Source organism: Noviherbaspirillum sedimenti, from assembly GCF_003590835.1.
GTDB classification, from domain to species: Bacteria; Pseudomonadota; Gammaproteobacteria; order Burkholderiales; family Burkholderiaceae_D; genus Paucimonas; species Paucimonas sedimenti.
Window position 1 is genome coordinate 981430 of the sequence record NZ_QYUQ01000002.1, and the last position, 15594, is coordinate 997023.

At 56.9% G+C, this 15594-nt stretch carries 18 protein-coding genes and 1 riboswitch; of the genes, 13 read left to right on the forward strand and 5 right to left on the reverse strand.

Annotation, left to right across the window (positions count from 1 at the left end; all coding sequences use genetic code 11):
• Window positions 1-102 precede the first annotated feature (102 nt).
• The gene (gene metE / locus D3878_RS04565) at window positions 103-2394 is read left to right on the forward strand and encodes a 5-methyltetrahydropteroyltriglutamate--homocysteine S-methyltransferase (protein WP_119784403.1); all 2292 of its coding nucleotides are present in this window, start codon (window positions 103-105) and stop codon (window positions 2392-2394) included.
• 71 nt (window positions 2395-2465) lie between these two features.
• Here metE and D3878_RS04570 read toward each other — a convergent pair whose 3' ends face one another.
• The 4 genes from D3878_RS04570 to D3878_RS23690 are packed head-to-tail and all read right to left on the reverse strand — an operon-like array spanning window position 2466 to window position 5686.
• Complete coding sequence (locus D3878_RS04570; protein WP_119787700.1) at window positions 2466-3596, reverse strand: enoyl-CoA hydratase/isomerase family protein; 1131 nt, start codon at window positions 3594-3596, stop codon at window positions 2466-2468.
• Window positions 3593-4375 (reverse strand): enoyl-CoA hydratase, encoded by a 783-nt coding sequence (locus tag D3878_RS04575; RefSeq protein ID WP_119784404.1) that lies wholly within the window; start codon window positions 4373-4375, stop codon window positions 3593-3595. Before D3878_RS04575 ends, D3878_RS04570 begins: the two co-directional genes overlap by 4 nt.
• Window positions 4372-5532 carry an acyl-CoA dehydrogenase family protein gene (locus D3878_RS04580; protein ID WP_119784405.1) on the reverse strand — a complete coding sequence of 387 codons (1161 nt, stop codon included), beginning with the start codon at window positions 5530-5532 and terminating at the stop codon, window positions 4372-4374. The genes D3878_RS04575 and D3878_RS04580 overlap by 4 nt, the downstream gene beginning before the upstream one ends.
• Before the next feature lie 13 nt (window positions 5533-5545).
• Entirely contained in the window at window positions 5546-5686 is a 141-nt protein-coding gene (locus D3878_RS23690; RefSeq protein WP_158592177.1) for a hypothetical protein, read from the reverse strand.
• A gap of 260 nt (window positions 5687-5946) precedes the next feature.
• Window positions 5947-6159, reverse strand: a riboswitch (cobalamin riboswitch).
• Window positions 6160-6180: 21 nt separating this feature from the next.
• On the opposite strand from D3878_RS23690, the gene D3878_RS24570 reads away from it, so the two are divergent.
• The 4 genes from D3878_RS24570 (at window position 6181) to D3878_RS04600 (ending at window position 11076) form a co-directional block, all read left to right on the forward strand.
• Complete coding sequence (locus tag D3878_RS24570) at window positions 6181-6438, forward strand: transposase (protein WP_274381936.1); 258 nt, start codon at window positions 6181-6183, stop codon at window positions 6436-6438.
• Window positions 6439-6620: 182 nt separating this feature from the next.
• The gene (locus D3878_RS04590) at window positions 6621-8273 is read left to right on the forward strand and encodes an acyl-CoA synthetase (RefSeq protein WP_199688245.1); all 1653 of its coding nucleotides are present in this window, start codon (window positions 6621-6623) and stop codon (window positions 8271-8273) included.
• Between the two features lie 65 nt (window positions 8274-8338).
• On the forward strand, window positions 8339-9547 hold the full coding sequence (locus D3878_RS04595) for an ABC transporter substrate-binding protein (protein WP_233556455.1): 1209 nt from the start codon (window positions 8339-8341) through the stop codon (window positions 9545-9547).
• A 143-nt stretch (window positions 9548-9690) separates the two neighbouring features.
• The gene (locus tag D3878_RS04600) at window positions 9691-11076 is read left to right on the forward strand and encodes an aminotransferase-like domain-containing protein (RefSeq protein WP_119787701.1); all 1386 of its coding nucleotides are present in this window, start codon (window positions 9691-9693) and stop codon (window positions 11074-11076) included.
• Window positions 11077-11092: 16 nt separating this feature from the next.
• Here D3878_RS04600 and D3878_RS04605 read toward each other — a convergent pair whose 3' ends face one another.
• On the reverse strand, window positions 11093-11497 hold the full coding sequence (locus D3878_RS04605; protein WP_119784408.1) for a DUF3693 domain-containing protein: 405 nt from the start codon (window positions 11495-11497) through the stop codon (window positions 11093-11095).
• A 124-nt stretch (window positions 11498-11621) separates the two neighbouring features.
• Here D3878_RS04605 and D3878_RS04610 point away from each other — a divergent pair, with 124 nt between their 5' ends.
• The 8 genes from D3878_RS04610 to D3878_RS04640 all read left to right on the forward strand — a co-directional run bounded on the left by D3878_RS04610 (window position 11622) and on the right by D3878_RS04640 (window position 15585).
• On the forward strand, window positions 11622-11915 hold the full coding sequence (locus tag D3878_RS04610) for a hypothetical protein (RefSeq protein ID WP_119784409.1): 294 nt from the start codon (window positions 11622-11624) through the stop codon (window positions 11913-11915).
• A gap of 103 nt (window positions 11916-12018) precedes the next feature.
• Window positions 12019-12873: a rolling circle replication-associated protein gene (locus D3878_RS04615; RefSeq protein WP_119784410.1), complete on the forward strand. Its 855-nt coding sequence runs from the start codon at window positions 12019-12021 to the stop codon at window positions 12871-12873.
• Between the two features lie 7 nt (window positions 12874-12880).
• The gene (locus D3878_RS04620) at window positions 12881-13084 is read left to right on the forward strand and encodes a hypothetical protein (RefSeq protein WP_119784411.1); all 204 of its coding nucleotides are present in this window, start codon (window positions 12881-12883) and stop codon (window positions 13082-13084) included.
• A complete protein-coding gene (locus D3878_RS23695; protein ID WP_158592178.1) occupies window positions 13081-13224 on the forward strand; it encodes a hypothetical protein in 144 nt (47 codons plus the stop codon). Before D3878_RS04620 ends, D3878_RS23695 begins: the two co-directional genes overlap by 4 nt.
• Before the next feature lie 65 nt (window positions 13225-13289).
• On the forward strand, window positions 13290-13424 hold the full coding sequence (locus D3878_RS24575) for a hypothetical protein (RefSeq protein WP_274381898.1): 135 nt from the start codon (window positions 13290-13292) through the stop codon (window positions 13422-13424).
• A gap of 71 nt (window positions 13425-13495) precedes the next feature.
• Window positions 13496-13717: a phage coat protein gene (locus tag D3878_RS04625; RefSeq protein WP_119784412.1), complete on the forward strand. Its 222-nt coding sequence runs from the start codon at window positions 13496-13498 to the stop codon at window positions 13715-13717.
• A 100-nt stretch (window positions 13718-13817) separates the two neighbouring features.
• Window positions 13818-15230 (forward strand): hypothetical protein, encoded by a 1413-nt coding sequence (locus D3878_RS23390; protein ID WP_147383881.1) that lies wholly within the window; start codon window positions 13818-13820, stop codon window positions 15228-15230.
• Between the two features lie 10 nt (window positions 15231-15240).
• Window positions 15241-15585 (forward strand): DUF2523 family protein, encoded by a 345-nt coding sequence (locus tag D3878_RS04640; RefSeq protein ID WP_119784415.1) that lies wholly within the window; start codon window positions 15241-15243, stop codon window positions 15583-15585.
• Window positions 15586-15594 lie beyond the last annotated feature (9 nt).

Genomic DNA, 15594 nt, shown 5'->3' on the forward strand with positions numbered 1-15594 from the left:
ACCGTTGAATTAAATTCATAGATTGATGAGGTAATACCATTTTACTTCATGAATCATCGCGGCTACGATCTATTCCATTCTTGTTTCTTTTGGGAGCGATCCATGACTATTATTCATAACCTCGGTTTTCCCCGTATCGGTGCAAAGCGTGAACTGAAGTTCGCGCTGGAGTCATACTGGAAGGGAGAATCCTCACGCGATGCATTGCAAGATCTTGGTGTGCAATTACGCAAGCGCCATTGGGACAACCAGGCAGGCCTGGACTTCGTTCCCGTGGGAGACTTTGCGTTCTACGACCAGGTCCTTGACATGAGTTTCACGCTGGGCAACCTGCCCGAGCGCGTGCGCGGTTTCCATGGCGATGCGCTGGACAACTACTTTCGCGTGGCGCGCGGCCGCTCCGCCCAAGGCGCTGAAGATCATGGTGCTTGTTGCGGCGGCATTGCTGCAGGCGAGATGACCAAGTGGTTCGACACCAACTACCACTACATTGTCCCCGAGTTCACCGCAGCAACCGAATTCAAGCTCGATGCCTCGCGTCTGCTGGAGCAATTGGCCGAGGCAGAGGCGCAGGGCGTGAAGGTCAAGCCGGTCATCGTCGGCCCCGTCACTTACCTCGCGCTGGGCAAGACCAAGGATGACTCCGACAAGCTGGCCTTGCTGCCGCGCCTGCTGCCTGTGTATGCACAGTTGCTGGACACCTTGGCTGCGGAAGGCATCGAGTGGGTGCAGATCGATGAGCCGCTGCTCGTCACCGAGCTTGACAGCGCCTGGCAGAATGCCTTCAATACCGCGTACGGCCAACTGAAGGACTGCCGCGTCAAACTGCTGCTGGCGACCTATTTTGGCCAATTGCTGGAAAACCGCTCCCTCGCAGCCCATCTCCCGGTGGCTGGCCTGCATGTTGATGCAATCAATGGCCGCAATGACGTCTTGCCCCTGCTTGAGCTGCTGCCATCGAACAAAGTACTGTCGCTGGGCGTGATCAATGGCCGCAATATCTGGAAAACCGACCTGCATGCGACGCTCGCATGGCTGGAGCCGGTTCATCGCGCGCTGCAAGACCGTTTGTGGATCGCGCCATCCTGCTCCTTGTTGCACGTGCCGGTCGATCTGGATAGCGAACAGAAACTGGATCCTGAGATCCGCTCCTGGCTCGCCTTTGCGCTGCAAAAGCTGGATGAGTTGCAAATCCTGGGTAAGGCCTTGAACAGCGGCCGCGCGTCCGTACAGGAAGCGCTCATCGCGAACCATGCGGCAGTCGAGAAACGGCGCACATCCAGCCGCGTGCACAATCCCGCGATCAAGGCTGCAATCACCGGAATCGATGCTGCGCTGGGCAAGCGTATCAGCGCATATGAACAACGCGCGGCGAAGCAAGCCGCTTTGCTAAAGCTGCCGGCTTACCCGACCACGACGATCGGTTCGTTCCCGCAGACCATCGACATCCGTCACGCCCGCAGCGAGTTCAAGGCCGGACGTCTTGACCTTGCAGGCTACAAGCTTGCGATGCAGGCCGAGATCGGCCGCAGCGTCCGCGAGCAGGAAGCCTTGGGCCTGGACGTGCTGGTGCACGGCGAGGCCGAGCGCAACGATATGGTGGAGTACTTTGGTGAACAGCTTGAAGGCTATGCGTTCAGCCAATTCGGCTGGGTGCAGTCCTACGGTTCCCGCTGCGTGAAGCCGCCCATCCTGTTCGGCGACATCAGCCGTCCGCAAGCGATGACGGTCGAATGGATCACTTTTGCGCAATCCCTCACGAAAAAGCCGATGAAAGGCATGCTCACCGGCCCGGTGACGATCCTGAACTGGTCTTTCGTACGCGACGATCAGCCGCGTTCGGTCTCGTGCAAGCAGCTTGCACTGGCAATTCGCCAGGAAGTGCTGGATCTGGAAAAGGCTGGCGTTCGCGTCATTCAAATCGACGAAGCCGCGCTCCGTGAAGGTCTTCCGCTGCGCAAGCTGCAATGGCAGGAATACCTCGACTGGGCCGTTGAATCCTTCCGCATCACGGCCAACGGCGTCGAGGACGAGACCCAGATTCATACCCACATGTGCTATTCGGAGTTCAACGACATCATCGCGTCGATCGCCGACATGGACGCTGACGTGATTACGATCGAGACCTCGCGTTCGGATATGGAGCTGCTGGATGCGTTCGACAACTTCAAGTACCCGAACGAAATCGGCCCCGGTGTGTACGACATCCATTCGCCCAACATTCCGACCCAGGAGCACATCGTGCAACTGATGAAAAAGGCGGCGGAGCGTATTCCGGCAGAACGGCTGTGGGTGAATCCGGACTGCGGCCTGAAGACGCGTCAATGGGCTGAAGTGCTTCCGGCGCTGAATAACATGGTTGCTGCAGCCAAAACACTGCGCGAATCCGCCTGACCGGCATAAAAAGGCATTCCCTTCGGCAGAAGAGAATGCCTTTCTGCTTATGGCTTATCGGAAGCCAGCAGTTAAAGATCGGCCAAGGGATGCCGGTTCCATGCAGGTTCGGCGAAATAGCTCCCCAGTGTCTCCGGCGCCACGTCTTCCAGTGAAGCCGGTTCCCACTGCGGTTTGCCATCCTTGTCGATCAGCAAGGCGCGAATGCCTTCGGCAAAATCATGACGTGCTGCGCAATGCAGGGATGCGATATATTCCATCCGGAACACGTCTGCCAGCAGCATGCCTTGCGCCCGTTGCAGCAGCGCGTGTGCCAGCGCGGCCGAGCTGGGCGAACCTGCTGCCAGCGTGGCTGATGCCTTATGCAGCCACGCATCGTCGATGTCGTTCGCGGCAATGGCTGCAGCGATGCGCCGGATATCGGTATCGCCGCACAGCGCATTGATGGCGGCGAAATGCTTCTGCAGCGGCCCCGGCACGGCAAGCGCCGGATCGGCAAAGCGTCGCAACACTTGCGAAAGCAAGGCGTCGTTATCGCGGCGCTGCGCTGTCCACGCTTGCTGCAGCAAGGCTTCAAGCACCGATGCTTTGCTGGACTGTGGAAGAGCGTAATCCGCCAGCCCGACAAACAAGGCATCGGCTGCGCGCACCTGCGCTCCCGTGAGCGCCAGGAACAGCCCGGTCTTGCCCGGCATGCGCGACAGCAGCCAAGAACCGCCGACGTCCGGATACAAACCGATCGAAATCTCCGGCATCGCCACCCGCGACTGTTCGGTGACGACGCGATGGCTGGCCCCCGACATTAGACCAACGCCGCCGCCCATCACGATGCCGTGCCCCCAGCACAGTACCGGTTTGGAATAGGTGTGAATCAGGTAATCGAGTCGGTATTCATCTCCAAAGAAATCGGCGGCATAGCGATTGGCAACGACATCGCCACGCGCATCGGAGGCATGATGTTCCCGCATCGAACGGTACAGGTTGTGCAGGTCACCGCCCGCACAAAACGCTTTTTCTCCGGCGGCCTGCAAGATCACCAGTGCGATGCTGGCATCGCCGGCCCAGGCATGCAGCTTTCCCGTCAACAGGTGAACCATGTCCAGCGACAAGGCATTGAGGCTTTTTTCCGCATTGAGCGTAGCGATGCCGATGCGTGTGCCATTAGCGGCAGGATGCTCCTCGAACAGGACCGGGACCGTCATGCGTTCCTCCATTGCGGCGCGCGCTTTTGCAGGAATGCGTTGACGCCTTCCTGCTGGTCGTGGGTGTCGAACAGGTTGACGAACGTCTCGCGTTCCTGCGGCAGCACTTGTGCGAGCGGTTGGTGGCGCGCACCCTGGATTAGACGTTTACAGGCGGCGATGCTGATGGGGCTCTGCCTGTCAGCCAGCTTCGCCAGCGCCAGTGCGCGTTCCTTCGCCTGACCGGCCGGCACGACTTCTTCCACCAAGCCGATTTGCAAGGCGGTGGCGGCGCTGATGCGTTCACCCAGCAGCACCATGCGCTTGGCCCAGCCTTCGCCGACGAGCCACGACAAGTTCTGCGTGCCGCCGGCACAGGGCAGCAGGCCGACCGCCGCCTCGGGCAGCGCCATCTGCGCCTGTTCTTCCGCAATGCGGATGTCGCAAGCCAGTGCGCATTCCAATCCGCCGCCCATCGCATAGCCGTTGATTGCCGCGATCGTCACGCCGCGAAAACGAGACAAGGCTTCGAACGCCTCACCGAAGCGGCGCGCCATTTCGCGCGCCATCGCCTTGTCGCCATCGGCGAATTGCTTGAGGTCGGCGCCAGCGGAAAAGAATTTCTCTCCCTGGCCGGTCAGCACCAGGCTGACGATCTCGCGGTTCGCATCCAGATCATGTACGAGCTGCGTCAATGCGATCAGGCCATCACGCGTAAAAGTGTTGGCAGACGGATTGGACAGGGTGACGACGGCAGTATGACCGGCGATCTCAATCTGCAGGTTGGTGTAGTTGTTCATCGAATTTCTCCAGGTGAAGTGGTGTCAAGCAAATGGCGGGCGACAATGCAACGCATGATTTCATTGGTGCCTTCAAGGATCTGGTGTACCCGTGCGTCGCGCACCAGGCGTTCCAGCGGGTATTCGCGGATGTAGCCGTAGCCACCGTGAATCTGTAACGCTTCATTGCAGACCGTAAAGCCAATGTCTGTCGCCAGTCGCTTGGCCATTGCACAATACGCAGTCGCATGAGGCGCCTTTGCATCGAGTTTGGTTGCGGCCAGGCGCACCATATGGCGTGCAGCCACAAGTTCGGTCAACATGTCGGCAAGCTTGAACTGGATAGCCTGGAAATCCGCCAGCGCGCGATTAAACTGGCGGCGTTCGGCAACATACCGCTGCGCGGCATCGAGCGCGCCTTGCGCCGCGCCGACCGAGCAGGTCGCGATATTGATGCGGCCGCCGTCCAGCCCGCGCATCGCAATCTTGAAGCCTTCGCCTTCCTGGCCAAGCAGGTGATCTGCTGGAACGCGAACGTTGTCGAAAGTAATCGCGCGCGTCGGCTGGCTGTTCCAGCCCATTTTTTCTTCCTTGCGGCCGTAGGCGATACCAGGCACGTCGGCCGGAACCGCAAAGGCGGAAATGCCCGCCGCGCCGGGGCTGCCGGTGCGTGCCATCACCACCAGCAGGTCGGTTTCGCCGGCACCTGAGATGAACGCCTTGCAGCCGTTGAGGACATACCCATCGGCGCTGCGTTCGGCACGCGTCTTCAATGCCGCCGCATCCGATCCGGCGCCCGGTTCGGTCAGGCAGTAGGATGCCAGTTTCCTGCCGCTGGCGAGTAGGGGGCCCCAATGCGCGCGTAGCGCAGGCGCTCCCCAGGTGCACAGCATCCAGGTCGCCATGTTGTGGATCGTGAGATAGGCCGTGGTGGACGGGTCGGCTGCGGCCAGCTCCTCGAACACGATCGTGGCGTCCAGCCGCGACAGGCCGAGCCCGCCGGTTTCTTCCGGTGAATAGATGCCGCAAAAGCCGAGTTCGCCCGCCTTGGCGAGCGTACTTTTCGGGAACAGGGCATGAGCGTCCCAATGCGCGGCATGCGGGGCCAGTTCGCGTGCCGCGAAATCGTGCGCAGTCTGGCGGAACGCCAGTTGCTCTTGCGTGAGGTCGAAATTCATCGCGTTCTCCGCATCACTTGAGAGCGATAGTCGTATTGACGCCGACGGACGAAGTGCTGTCGTCGAACCAGCGCTGCGTCACGGTCTTGATCGGCAGTTTGACGGTAGGGGCAAAGGGCGAGGCGGCCGCATGGGCTTGTGCCGGATTGGTCATGGTCAGTTTCCTTGAATCAGGGCTGTGCTGCAATCGATACAGCCGTTTGATGTAAAGGGAGCCGGGCAGCAGCCTTCCTTGTGCTGATGCACCGGACCCGCGGACTGAGCGCTGCAAGAGGGGACATTGCGCGCCCCGGCAGTACACCCTCCGTGCACGGCCGAGACCCAAGGAATGACAGGAAAAGAAAAATCGAATAAGGCCGACTCGCCGCGCAGGCAAGCACGAAACCTTTTATCGAACGCTGCCTCCCGCAACCATTCCTGATAGATCATCAGGCCGGTATCCGGGCTTGCAAGACTTGCCGCGTCGCCTTCCCAGTCCATTGACCAGTGGCATGAAAGACGCGACCACACTTGCTTACCGTTGCGGGGGCAGCAGCGGCATGGTGTCACGTATTACAGACACGCACCGCTTTCCCGTTTAACTGCACGCCGGAATCGGTGTGCAGCACCTGATGATTAACGATAACATTAATTTACGTTAACGTAAACATTAAGGCTGCATATGGCCCACGCAGTTTCGAGAATAATGATTCCCTCGATTGGGTTCAAAAGTGTGTCCAGGCTTCGGGAACGACGGAGGTCGCTGCCACGTGTGCCCGTCGCTGGGTCGTGGAACGTACGCATAGTTGGATGAACCGGTTTCGCGGATTGCTCATCCGCTGGGAAAAGAAGTCGGAAAATTATCTGGCCTTTTTGCATATCGCGTGCGGTGTCATTGCGTGGCGAGCAACGGGCCTATTGGGATAGTCTCTAAGTGAAGTCAGAGCCGCAAACCGGCCTTGATTCCGAAATTACTCTGTTCTGGGTCAATTCCATAGCTGAACCCGGACAACTGTCTGGAAAAAGTGTACCTTTTTTAATGGGTACACCAAGTGCTATTGTGGTCGCGTCAAGGAGAATTGATGCAACCGCATGATGGAGACAAAACAATGATCGGACCGGAACACTACAGCCTTCAAGGCAAGGTCGACTACAAGTGGCGTATCCAGGAGCATTTCAATATCGCCCGGGAAGTGTGCGACAAATGGGCAGACGGCACGGGCAGGCCTGCCCTGGTATATGAAGACAAGACCGGAAAGGTCACGACGTATTCCTTCGACCAGATCAAGACGCTATCAAACCAGCTGGCAAACACGCTGACCAAGGCAGGCCTGCGACGCGGCGACCGCATCGGCATCTTCCTTTCGCAAGGCGTCGAAACCCTGATTTCCCATGTTGCAGCCTACAAGATCGGGGCGGTCACAGTGCCGCTGTTTTACCTGTTCGGTCCCGATGCCATCAGCTACCGGCTTAACAATAGCGCCGCAAAGCTCTTGATCACCGATGCGGCCGGCATGGGCAAGGTCTCGGCTGTCCGGGATGAACTGGCTGCACTACAGCAAATCCTGTATGTGGAAGATCCCGGAGTAGCCGTGCCGGACAGTGCGCAAGGTTTCTGGGGCAGCTTGCGGCAAGAATTTCCAGAATTCACGACGGTTGACACGCTGGCCGACGACCCTGCAATCATCATCTATACTTCGGGCACAACCGGCAAGGCAAAAGGCGCCTTGCACAGCCATCGCATCCTGCTCGGTCACCTGCCGGGCGTGGAAGTTTCGCACGATGGTTTTCCCCAGGCCGGAGACCTGTTCTGGACGCCCGCCGACTGGGCCTGGATCGGCGGATTGTTCGATGTATTGATGCCGTCGCTCTACCATGGCATTCCGGTGCTGGCAAAAAGGCTGGAAAAATTCGAGCCGGAGGCAGTTTTCGATCTGCTGGAGCGCCACCAGGTGCGCAATGTATTTTTTCCGCCGACCGCCCTGAAGATGCTGCGTATCGTGGAAAAGCCGAATGAAAGATGGCACTATCACTTGCGCTCCGTCGCCAGTGGCGGCGAATCCCTGGGGAGCGACCTGATCGCCTGGGGGCAGCAGGTTTTCGGCGTCACCATTAACGAGTTCTACGGCCAGACCGAATGCAATCTGGTCGTGTCGTCTTCCGCAACGCTGTATCCGCCAAAGCCCGGCAGCATGGGCCGTGCAGTCCCGGGACATGACGTGCAGATCGTCGACGAGCAGGGCAACGTCCTGCCTGCGGGTGCAACCGGCAATATTGCGGTGCGCCGCCCGGACCCCGTCATGTTCCTCGGCTATTGGCAAAACCCGGAAGCCACCAAGGAAAAGTTCGCCGGCGACTTCCTGGTGACAGGCGATCTCGGCACGATGGATGCGGATGGCTACATCACCTACCTCGGCCGCAATGACGATGTCATTACCAGCGCCGGCTATCGCATCGGCCCGGCGCCGATCGAGGAATGCCTCATGCGCCATCCGGCGGTGAAGCTGGCCGCTGTCATCGGCGTGAAGGACGAGGTCAGGACCGAAATCGTCAAGGCATTCATTGTGCTGCGTGACGGATTCTCGCCGTCGCAAAGCCTCTTCAAGGAAATACAGGGCTTCGTGCGGGACCGCCTTGCCGCGCACGAATACCCCAGGGATATCGCTTTCGTCGATGCCTTGCCGACCACGCCGACCGGCAAGATCATGCGCCGCGCATTGAAGCAGCAGGAAGAATCCGGCGCTGGCGCCATCGCCCAATAAAAAAACAATAAGCATTCAATTCAGTAATTGCAGTACCTCATCCATTCATAGGAGACAAAATGAAAATGACCAAATCAAGAATCGCAGGCCTCGTCGGCGTCGCGCTTGCCGGACTGGCCTTCAATACCGCCAGCGCCCAGGTGTCCGGCGACGTCGTGAAAATCGGCTTTGTCACCGATATCTCCGGCACCTATGCCGATATCGACGGCCCCGGCGGCGTCGAGGCGATCCGCATGGCGATCCAGGAAATGGGCGGCAGCATCAATGGCAAGAAAATCGAGGTGGTGTATGCAGACCACCTCAACAAGGCCGACGTTGCCGCCAGCAAGGCGCGGGAATGGTTCGACCAGCAGGGCGTGGACGTTTTGATCGGCGGCACCAACTCCGCCACCAGTCTGGCAATGGCCAAGGTCGCCACCGAAAAGAAGAAGCCATTCTTTGCGGTCGGCGCGGGCAGCTCGCGCCTGACCAATGAGGAATGTTCGCCATACACGGTCCACTATGCGTACGACACCATTGCGCTGGCGCGCGGCACCGGCGGCGCGGTGGTCAAGCAGGGCGGCAAGTCGTGGTTTTTCCTGACAGCCGATTATGCCTTTGGCGCTTCGCTGGAGAAAGACACTTCTGACATCGTCAAGGCATCGGGCGGCACCGTGGTCGGTTCGGTAAAACACCCGATCTCCGCCTCGGACTTTTCCTCGTTCCTGTTGCAGGCGCAATCCTCCAAGGCGCAGATCCTGGGCTTGGCCAACGCCGGCGGCGACACGATCAATTCGATCAAGGCCGCCAATGAATTTGGCGTCGTCAAGACCATGAAGCTGGCCGGTCTGCTGATGTTCATCAACGATATCCACTCAATCGGCCTGAACCAGGCCCAGGACATGTACCTGACCGACAGCTGGTACTGGGACAAGGATGAACAGAGCCGCAAATGGGCGAAAGCGTACTTTGCGCGCATGAAAAAGATGCCGTCAAGCCTGCAAGCCGGCGACTATTCTTCTGCCTTGCAATACCTCAAGGCCGTCAAGGAAGTAGGCACCGATGATGCCGACAAGGTACTCGCCCAGATCCGCAAGTCGAAACTGAACGACATGTTCGTCAAGGATGGCACCGTGCGTCCGGACGGCCGCATGGTGCATGACATGTACCTGATGCAGGTGAAAAAGCCGGGCGAATCGAAGTATCCCTGGGATTACTACAAACTGTTGCAAACGATTCCCGGCGACCAGGCTTTCCTGTCCAAATCCGAGAGCAAATGTGCGCTCTGGAAGTAAGGCAAGATATTCAGCAGTAACGCTGCAGAAATGAGGGGAGGGGGCGACTCACTGGCCGCCCCCTTTTTTCGCGTGCACACGAAGCTATCCGGGGGAGCCGATCCTGTATACTTGAAACGTGGATATTGGCGGACAAACGGAAAGTGAAAACAAAAGGTAAAACACTTGTCGCCAGCATCAGCGATTCCATCGAGCGGCAAATTGTCGATGGCGCGATTCGTCCCGGTGAGCGGCTGCCCTCGATCCGGCAATACGCCGCCATGCATGGCCATTCCGTCAACACTGTCGTCAGCGCTTTTGACATCCTCGCATCGAAAGGCCTGATCAAACCGAAAAGAGGCTCGGGCTACTATGCCGTCGAGAGCTCCCAGGCCAGTGGCGCCGAGGAAGAGGCGAACTCGCTTGAGCGCGCCATGGATATCGTCTGGCTGATGCGGGAACAGGTACGGCCAATGTCCACCCATTTGCCGGCGGGTGACGGGTTTCCGCCAATGGAGTGGCTTATCGAGAGCAAGCTGTCGCGCTATCACCAAAGCCTTGACCGGACAGGGCGCAACTACATGTATCGCTATGGCAGCCGCCATGGCTATCTGCCATTGCGCCAGCATGTGGCGCAAAAGCTGGCGCATCTGAACATTGACGCCAGCCCGGGGCAGATCGTGCTGACCCATGGCGCCAACATGGCGCTCAACACCATCATTTATTACTTCCTCAAGGCCGGCGACACGGTGCTGGTCGACGACCCCGGTTACTATCCGCTGTTCGGCAAACTGAAGCTGCATGGCGCCCATGTCGTGGGCGTGCCGCGCGATAAGGATGGCCCCGACGTTGCCGCCCTGGAGGAAAGACTCAAGACCACGAAGGCGCGGCTGTTTTTCACGCAATCGGTCGGTCATAACCCCACGGGATCAGACATTTCGCCGACCAAGGCGCACCGAATTCTCCAGCTCGCTGAAAAATACAAGCTGGTGATCGTGGAAAGCGACCCGCTGGCGGATTTTCACATGGCCAGCACGACACGCATCTCGGCGCTGGGCCAGTTATCCCGCACCATCTATGTCGGGACGTTCTCGAAGTCGCTGTCGCCGGCGCTGCGGGTGGGATTTCTTGCATGCAGTCCCGACCTGGCCAGCGATCTCGCGGATGTCAAAATGCTCATGCATGTCAGCACCTCGGAATACTGCGAGCGGCTGGTGGATGCGGTTCTGGCCGATGGGCAGTTCCTGCGGCATGCGGCGCGCCTGCAGGAGCGGGTCAGGCATGCCAATGCCGCAGCTGCCGCGTTTCTGGCCTCATACGGCGCTGAAATCTTTTGCGAGTCGCCGCAAAGCCTTTTTATCTGGGCGAGGTTTGCCAAGATCGAGAATGCCACGGATCTGGCAGGCGCCATGTTGAAGCGTAATATATCATTGGCGCCTGGCGGAATCTTTTCGGTGGATGGGCAGTCGTCAAAGGCCTGGTGCCGGTTCAATGTCGGCTATGTACTGGATCCACGGTTTCAGGCAGCCTTTGCCGCGGAAGTGCGGTAGTTGGATTCTTTCAGAATTACCCGCATAACGGAGCGCCCAAGAGCTCACCCGATCGGGCTGAAATTTCGCATAATTTATAAGATTTCAAATCGCCATTCCCGGCGCGTGCATCGCCCGCAAAGCCAGTAAATACAAGGGTTACAGCCAGTGCAACGCTGGCGAATTGCATGGAAATTTTCTCCCAATAAGCCCGCTTCGCCGGGTTTTTTTCTCTGTTTTTGTGGACTGCCGCCAGGGCGATATGCAAGTCGATTCCGGCCATGTCGGCCAGCATCGCAATTTCTGCTTCATCCGCTGCTTTATCTCCATTTCTAAGGCTTGAAACCCTTCCGGTGCTTACGCCTAGGGCTTGAGCGAGTTTGTAGTCGCTTGTCAAGCCCCCCTGTTGCTTTGCTGCATCAATCAGCTGTGTTTGGTTCATAAATCCTCCTTTTTTCGAACTTTACAGCATAGCTCTCATTTGACAAGGCTTCCGAACGAAAGCTACATTTCAGCAACTTCCAAACGGAAGCTATCTGAAAACCAACTTTCCTTAAGGACTAGCCATGAGTGCACCAGCAGACAACAAAAACAAAGCCCTGATTTCAGGCCGTATCGACGCAATCCGCAGCTACTCCACCCAGGGCGGCGAACGCTACGAAACCCGCGTTATTCAACCCGCAGCGGATCAGTATTCGAGCCCGTCTGCTGTCGCGATCACTTCCAAGAAACGCATCGGCGGCAAAGGCGAGGACATTAATGTTCTGGTGACTGTCGCAGGCTTCAAAGATTCGTGGACTGATAAGTCGTCTGGTGAAGTCCAGCAGACTGCCCGCAACACTCTTTACGCGGTCGAGTAATTTTCAACGGCGCTACTTCCTCGGAGGTCGCGCCGTTTGTTTTTGCAGTTGGGCTTGTCCCAGTTATCGACAACTCAAACAACGTAAAAGAATTGGTCAAGTCATGAAGTCTACAAACCAGTTGATTGAAGAATTTGAAAATCGTTTTTATGCAAAGTGCCTGCAAGGCACGAAGCTGGAAAACCATTCTCAAATTGCCGCGCTTTCGGATGCAATCGTAGCGCAAGAAAATCCGTTCAAGCCGAAGGAAATGGAACATGCAGGCCTGCGGCATGCGCGGCTGTTCCGCAATGTCGGAGTAGCAGCGAAGCTGCACTCCGTGTCGATAACGGGAAAGAAGCATTTCAACGTCGTCATGGTCACGCTCACGTATGAGCGCGACACATGGGAAGACACGCACATGGCCGGGTACATCAGTTGTGTCCGTATGTGGATGAAGCGCCGCACCGGCCAGCCCTTGCGCTACATCTGGGTCGCGGAAATGCAAAAGCGCGGCGTGATTCATTATCACGCGCTGTTCTTCATGCCGAAGGGCATAACGATGCCTAAGGCTGACAAGCAGGGCTGGTGGAAGCATGGCTCGACGAAGACTGAACGCGCCGCTGCTCCAGTGCGCTACGTCATGAAGTACGCCTCTAAATTCGATTCAAAAAACGGATTCCCGAAGGGAGCAAGAACCTATGGTGTGGGTGGCCTCGATCAAACTGCTTGTAACTCTCGCCGCTGGTTTAATTTGCCTGCGTTTATTAAGGCCCGCGCCTCTATCTCGGATAAGTGGGAACGCGCTGTGGGCGGTGGATGGCTTGAGCGGGCAACCGGCAAGGTATGGCCTAGCGAATGGGGCGTCTGCCTCGTTACCAAGCTCAAGATTTCCATCGTGCGGCTCTACGATCACGGCAGGCCGCTTGACGTTGGCGGGCCGTTTGAATGGCTCTCTGCAAAACCTCTCGCGGCTTGAGATTTCCATGATGACCATTGAACAGCTTGAAGAATACATGGCGATGCTTTTCATGGGCCAGGAGGAACTCGGCGTGCATTACGTTTTTCGTCAAGTCGAATGGGCTGAAAATGAAATTCAAAAAAAGCTGACCGCCCAAAAAAATTCGTTGATGCCAATGCCCGCCCATGGCGGGCAAGGCATGGTAGCAAGGGCAGGGGGTTGCCGATGACTGAGCAGGATATGGCCCTGTTGGGCATTGATGCCGCCAGCGTTCTACTGGTCTATTCGTGGGGGTTCGGCGCGGTGCTGTCCGCTTGGGCTACTGGTTACGGCCTCGGCGCTGCAATTGATCTGATTCGCAAGCTGTAAAGGATTCGGGGTTTTCCCGTTAGCGTTGCCGGTCGCATACCGGTTCTTTCGTAAAGGAGCCAATCATGGCATCTATCTTCGCCGCTGTTGACCTGTCCACCGTCGCCACTTTCGTCGCTGCCACTGGTGTCATCGTGATTGGTATCACGATGGCTTTCAAGGGTATCGACCTTGGCAAGCGTGGCGTTAAAAAAGCCTAAGCAGCTTTTTTCCGCAATCCGGCGCGGCGGGTAATCCGCGCTTTTCTTTTTCAACTCTGGGAGTTCAAACAATGAAAAATCATGTTCAAAAACTGATGTTGCTCGCTGGTCTGGCGACTGCATCCACTATGGCACTGGCGCAGGAAGCTCCTACTGGCTTGGCTGCGATTTTCGCCGCTGTCGATCTATCTACCGTCGCCGCCTTCGTCGCTGCTACTGGCGTTATCGTGATCGGTATCACGATGGCCTTCAAGGGCATCGACCTGGGCAAACGCGGCGTCAAGAAGGCGTAATCGTGACCGGCGCATTGGTGGCTCTGTTCTGGGCGTTAATTGCCATGATAGGCGCTGTCAGTGCGCTCGTTTTCATCTTCGCTATGGGTAGGGGGCGGTAATGTTCAAAAATCGCTTGGCGTTCGTTCTGGTGCTTCTGGTTATGCCGTTTGCCTCTGCCACTGTTTTACAGATTGATAAATCCGGAAATCTTGTTGGCAGCGTTACGGATAAAACCGCGCAAACGATTGCTGATCTTCAAGGGGCTTTGGATAAGCAATCTGGCAATGCGCAAGTCAGGTTGCCAAGCGGCGCGAAGGTGCCCGTTCCTGTCTCGACTGCGGCCAATATTTCTAAAGCGCGTATTGCTGGTGCTGCGCTTGCTTGTACTACCGTTATTGGCGCGATTTCTTGTGCTGCTACTGCTGCGGCGGTTGCGAAAGCATTGAAGGATGCCGGGGTTGGATATGGTCCATGTCCTGCCGGTTCGCAATACGCCTATGCGTTCATCTGTCGCCCTGATCCGGATTTATGCACTTCCAATTGCTTTTGGTATGACACAGTTGTTGCTGGTATTCGGGGCGCGCCCGCTAAAACTCCGCAGGCGGCTTGTGTTGCTGGTCAAGCTGCTTATAACGCTAATCCTGCTCCCGGTTCTGTTGCTAGTGGTGCTGAATACTCGGGCGGCATGTGCTGGGTGAATATGCATAAAAATGGTGTCTACAATTCGACGCCTAGTTCGCCGGTTGCGTCGTGGCCTCGTGAACCGGATATTGCTGCTCCAATCGTAGCTACGCCTGCTGATATCGAGCAGACATTACAGCAGCGCATGGACGCGGATTTTCAAGAGAATAAGCGTCTTGTTGATGCCATGAAAGCGGATCAAGCTGCCTCCGATGCGGCTGGCTTGCAACGTGATCCTGCTTTGAATCCGATCAAGTCTGATACGCCTGTGACGGTTACTGCGCCGCCAGTCACGACGCCGGAAAAAACGGTAAAAACGGAAACGATTCAAAAGCCGGATGGCTCCACCGATACGGTTCAAACCAAACAAAAAACCACGATCACGCCGACCACTTCCGGCACGACTGTTGGTGATTCAAAAACTACCTTTCCTAGTCAAACGATCACTACAACGAATATTACAAATAGCGTTACCAACATTACGACCACGAACACTACGACGGAAAACAATGAAGCACCTGAACAGGATGACCCTGAGGACAATTCTTTTACGGATAGCCAAATGCCAGCCGTTCCCGAACTTTATACGCAAAAATATCCGGAAGGAATTGCGGGGGTTTGGAACGCGAAAAAACCTAATATCTCGGGTACTCAGTTTTGGCAGGGCGTGACGCAAATGTTTCCGACCTTCGGAGCTGGCTCCTGCCCGTCGTGGTCGATGGGTTTTAACATTCTCCCAGGTGCGAATTTTGGTTCGATCGGGTTCAACGTGCCTTGCTGGATTTTTCAGGCGATCGGTTTAATTATCTTGACCACTGCTGCCTTTACGGCGCGGAAAATCATTTTCTAAGGGGCAGGGCATGGGTGCTTTTTTTACGGCGTTACTTGCAAAATTTTCTGCGTTGGCGACGTGGTTCGGCAACCTGTTTAAAGCCGTTTTTTCGTCGCTTTGGCATCTGGTCACGGATGTATTTTGCTGGATATTTGAAGGTCTCCTGACGCTGGTGCAAACGGTGCTTGATTCATTGCCGGGACCGGATTCATTTTCTTTGTTCAATCCAGCGCAGTACGTTACTGGCTTGCCGTCCGACCTGGTGAATATGATCGGCCTGATTCGTGTCGGTGAGGCGTTGGCGATCATCTTGGCGGCCATTCTCATTAAATTGACGTTGCAAATTATTCCGTTCACGCGGCTTGGTTCTTAACTTTAAAGG

Bases quoted from the DNA above. Each gene is read 5' to 3' on its own strand.
- D3878_RS04620 (WP_119784411.1), top strand. From the start codon at position 12,881: ATGATGACCATTGAACAGCTTGAAGAATACATGGCGATGCTTTTCATG.
- D3878_RS04575 (WP_119784404.1), bottom strand. From the start codon at position 4,375: ATGAACAACTACACCAACCTGCAGATTGAGATCGCCGGTCATACTGCC.
- D3878_RS04615 (WP_119784410.1), top strand. From the start codon at position 12,019: ATGAAGTCTACAAACCAGTTGATTGAAGAATTTGAAAATCGTTTTTAT.
- D3878_RS04610 (WP_119784409.1), top strand. From the start codon at position 11,622: ATGAGTGCACCAGCAGACAACAAAAACAAAGCCCTGATTTCAGGCCGT.
- D3878_RS23690 (WP_158592177.1), bottom strand. From the start codon at position 5,686: ATGACCAATCCGGCACAAGCCCATGCGGCCGCCTCGCCCTTTGCCCCT.
- D3878_RS04580 (WP_119784405.1), bottom strand. From the start codon at position 5,532: ATGAATTTCGACCTCACGCAAGAGCAACTGGCGTTCCGCCAGACTGCG.
- D3878_RS04625 (WP_119784412.1), top strand. From the start codon at position 13,496: ATGAAAAATCATGTTCAAAAACTGATGTTGCTCGCTGGTCTGGCGACT.
- D3878_RS04590 (WP_199688245.1), top strand. From the start codon at position 6,621: ATGATCGGACCGGAACACTACAGCCTTCAAGGCAAGGTCGACTACAAG.
- D3878_RS24575 (WP_274381898.1), top strand. From the start codon at position 13,290: ATGGCATCTATCTTCGCCGCTGTTGACCTGTCCACCGTCGCCACTTTC.
- D3878_RS04570 (WP_119787700.1), bottom strand. From the start codon at position 3,596: ATGACGGTCCCGGTCCTGTTCGAGGAGCATCCTGCCGCTAATGGCACA.
- D3878_RS23695 (WP_158592178.1), top strand. From the start codon at position 13,081: ATGACTGAGCAGGATATGGCCCTGTTGGGCATTGATGCCGCCAGCGTT.
- D3878_RS04605 (WP_119784408.1), bottom strand. From the start codon at position 11,497: ATGAACCAAACACAGCTGATTGATGCAGCAAAGCAACAGGGGGGCTTG.
- D3878_RS04640 (WP_119784415.1), top strand. From the start codon at position 15,241: ATGGGTGCTTTTTTTACGGCGTTACTTGCAAAATTTTCTGCGTTGGCG.
- D3878_RS04595 (WP_233556455.1), top strand. From the start codon at position 8,339: ATGACCAAATCAAGAATCGCAGGCCTCGTCGGCGTCGCGCTTGCCGGA.
- metE (WP_119784403.1), top strand. From the start codon at position 103: ATGACTATTATTCATAACCTCGGTTTTCCCCGTATCGGTGCAAAGCGT.
- D3878_RS23390 (WP_147383881.1), top strand. From the start codon at position 13,818: ATGTTCAAAAATCGCTTGGCGTTCGTTCTGGTGCTTCTGGTTATGCCG.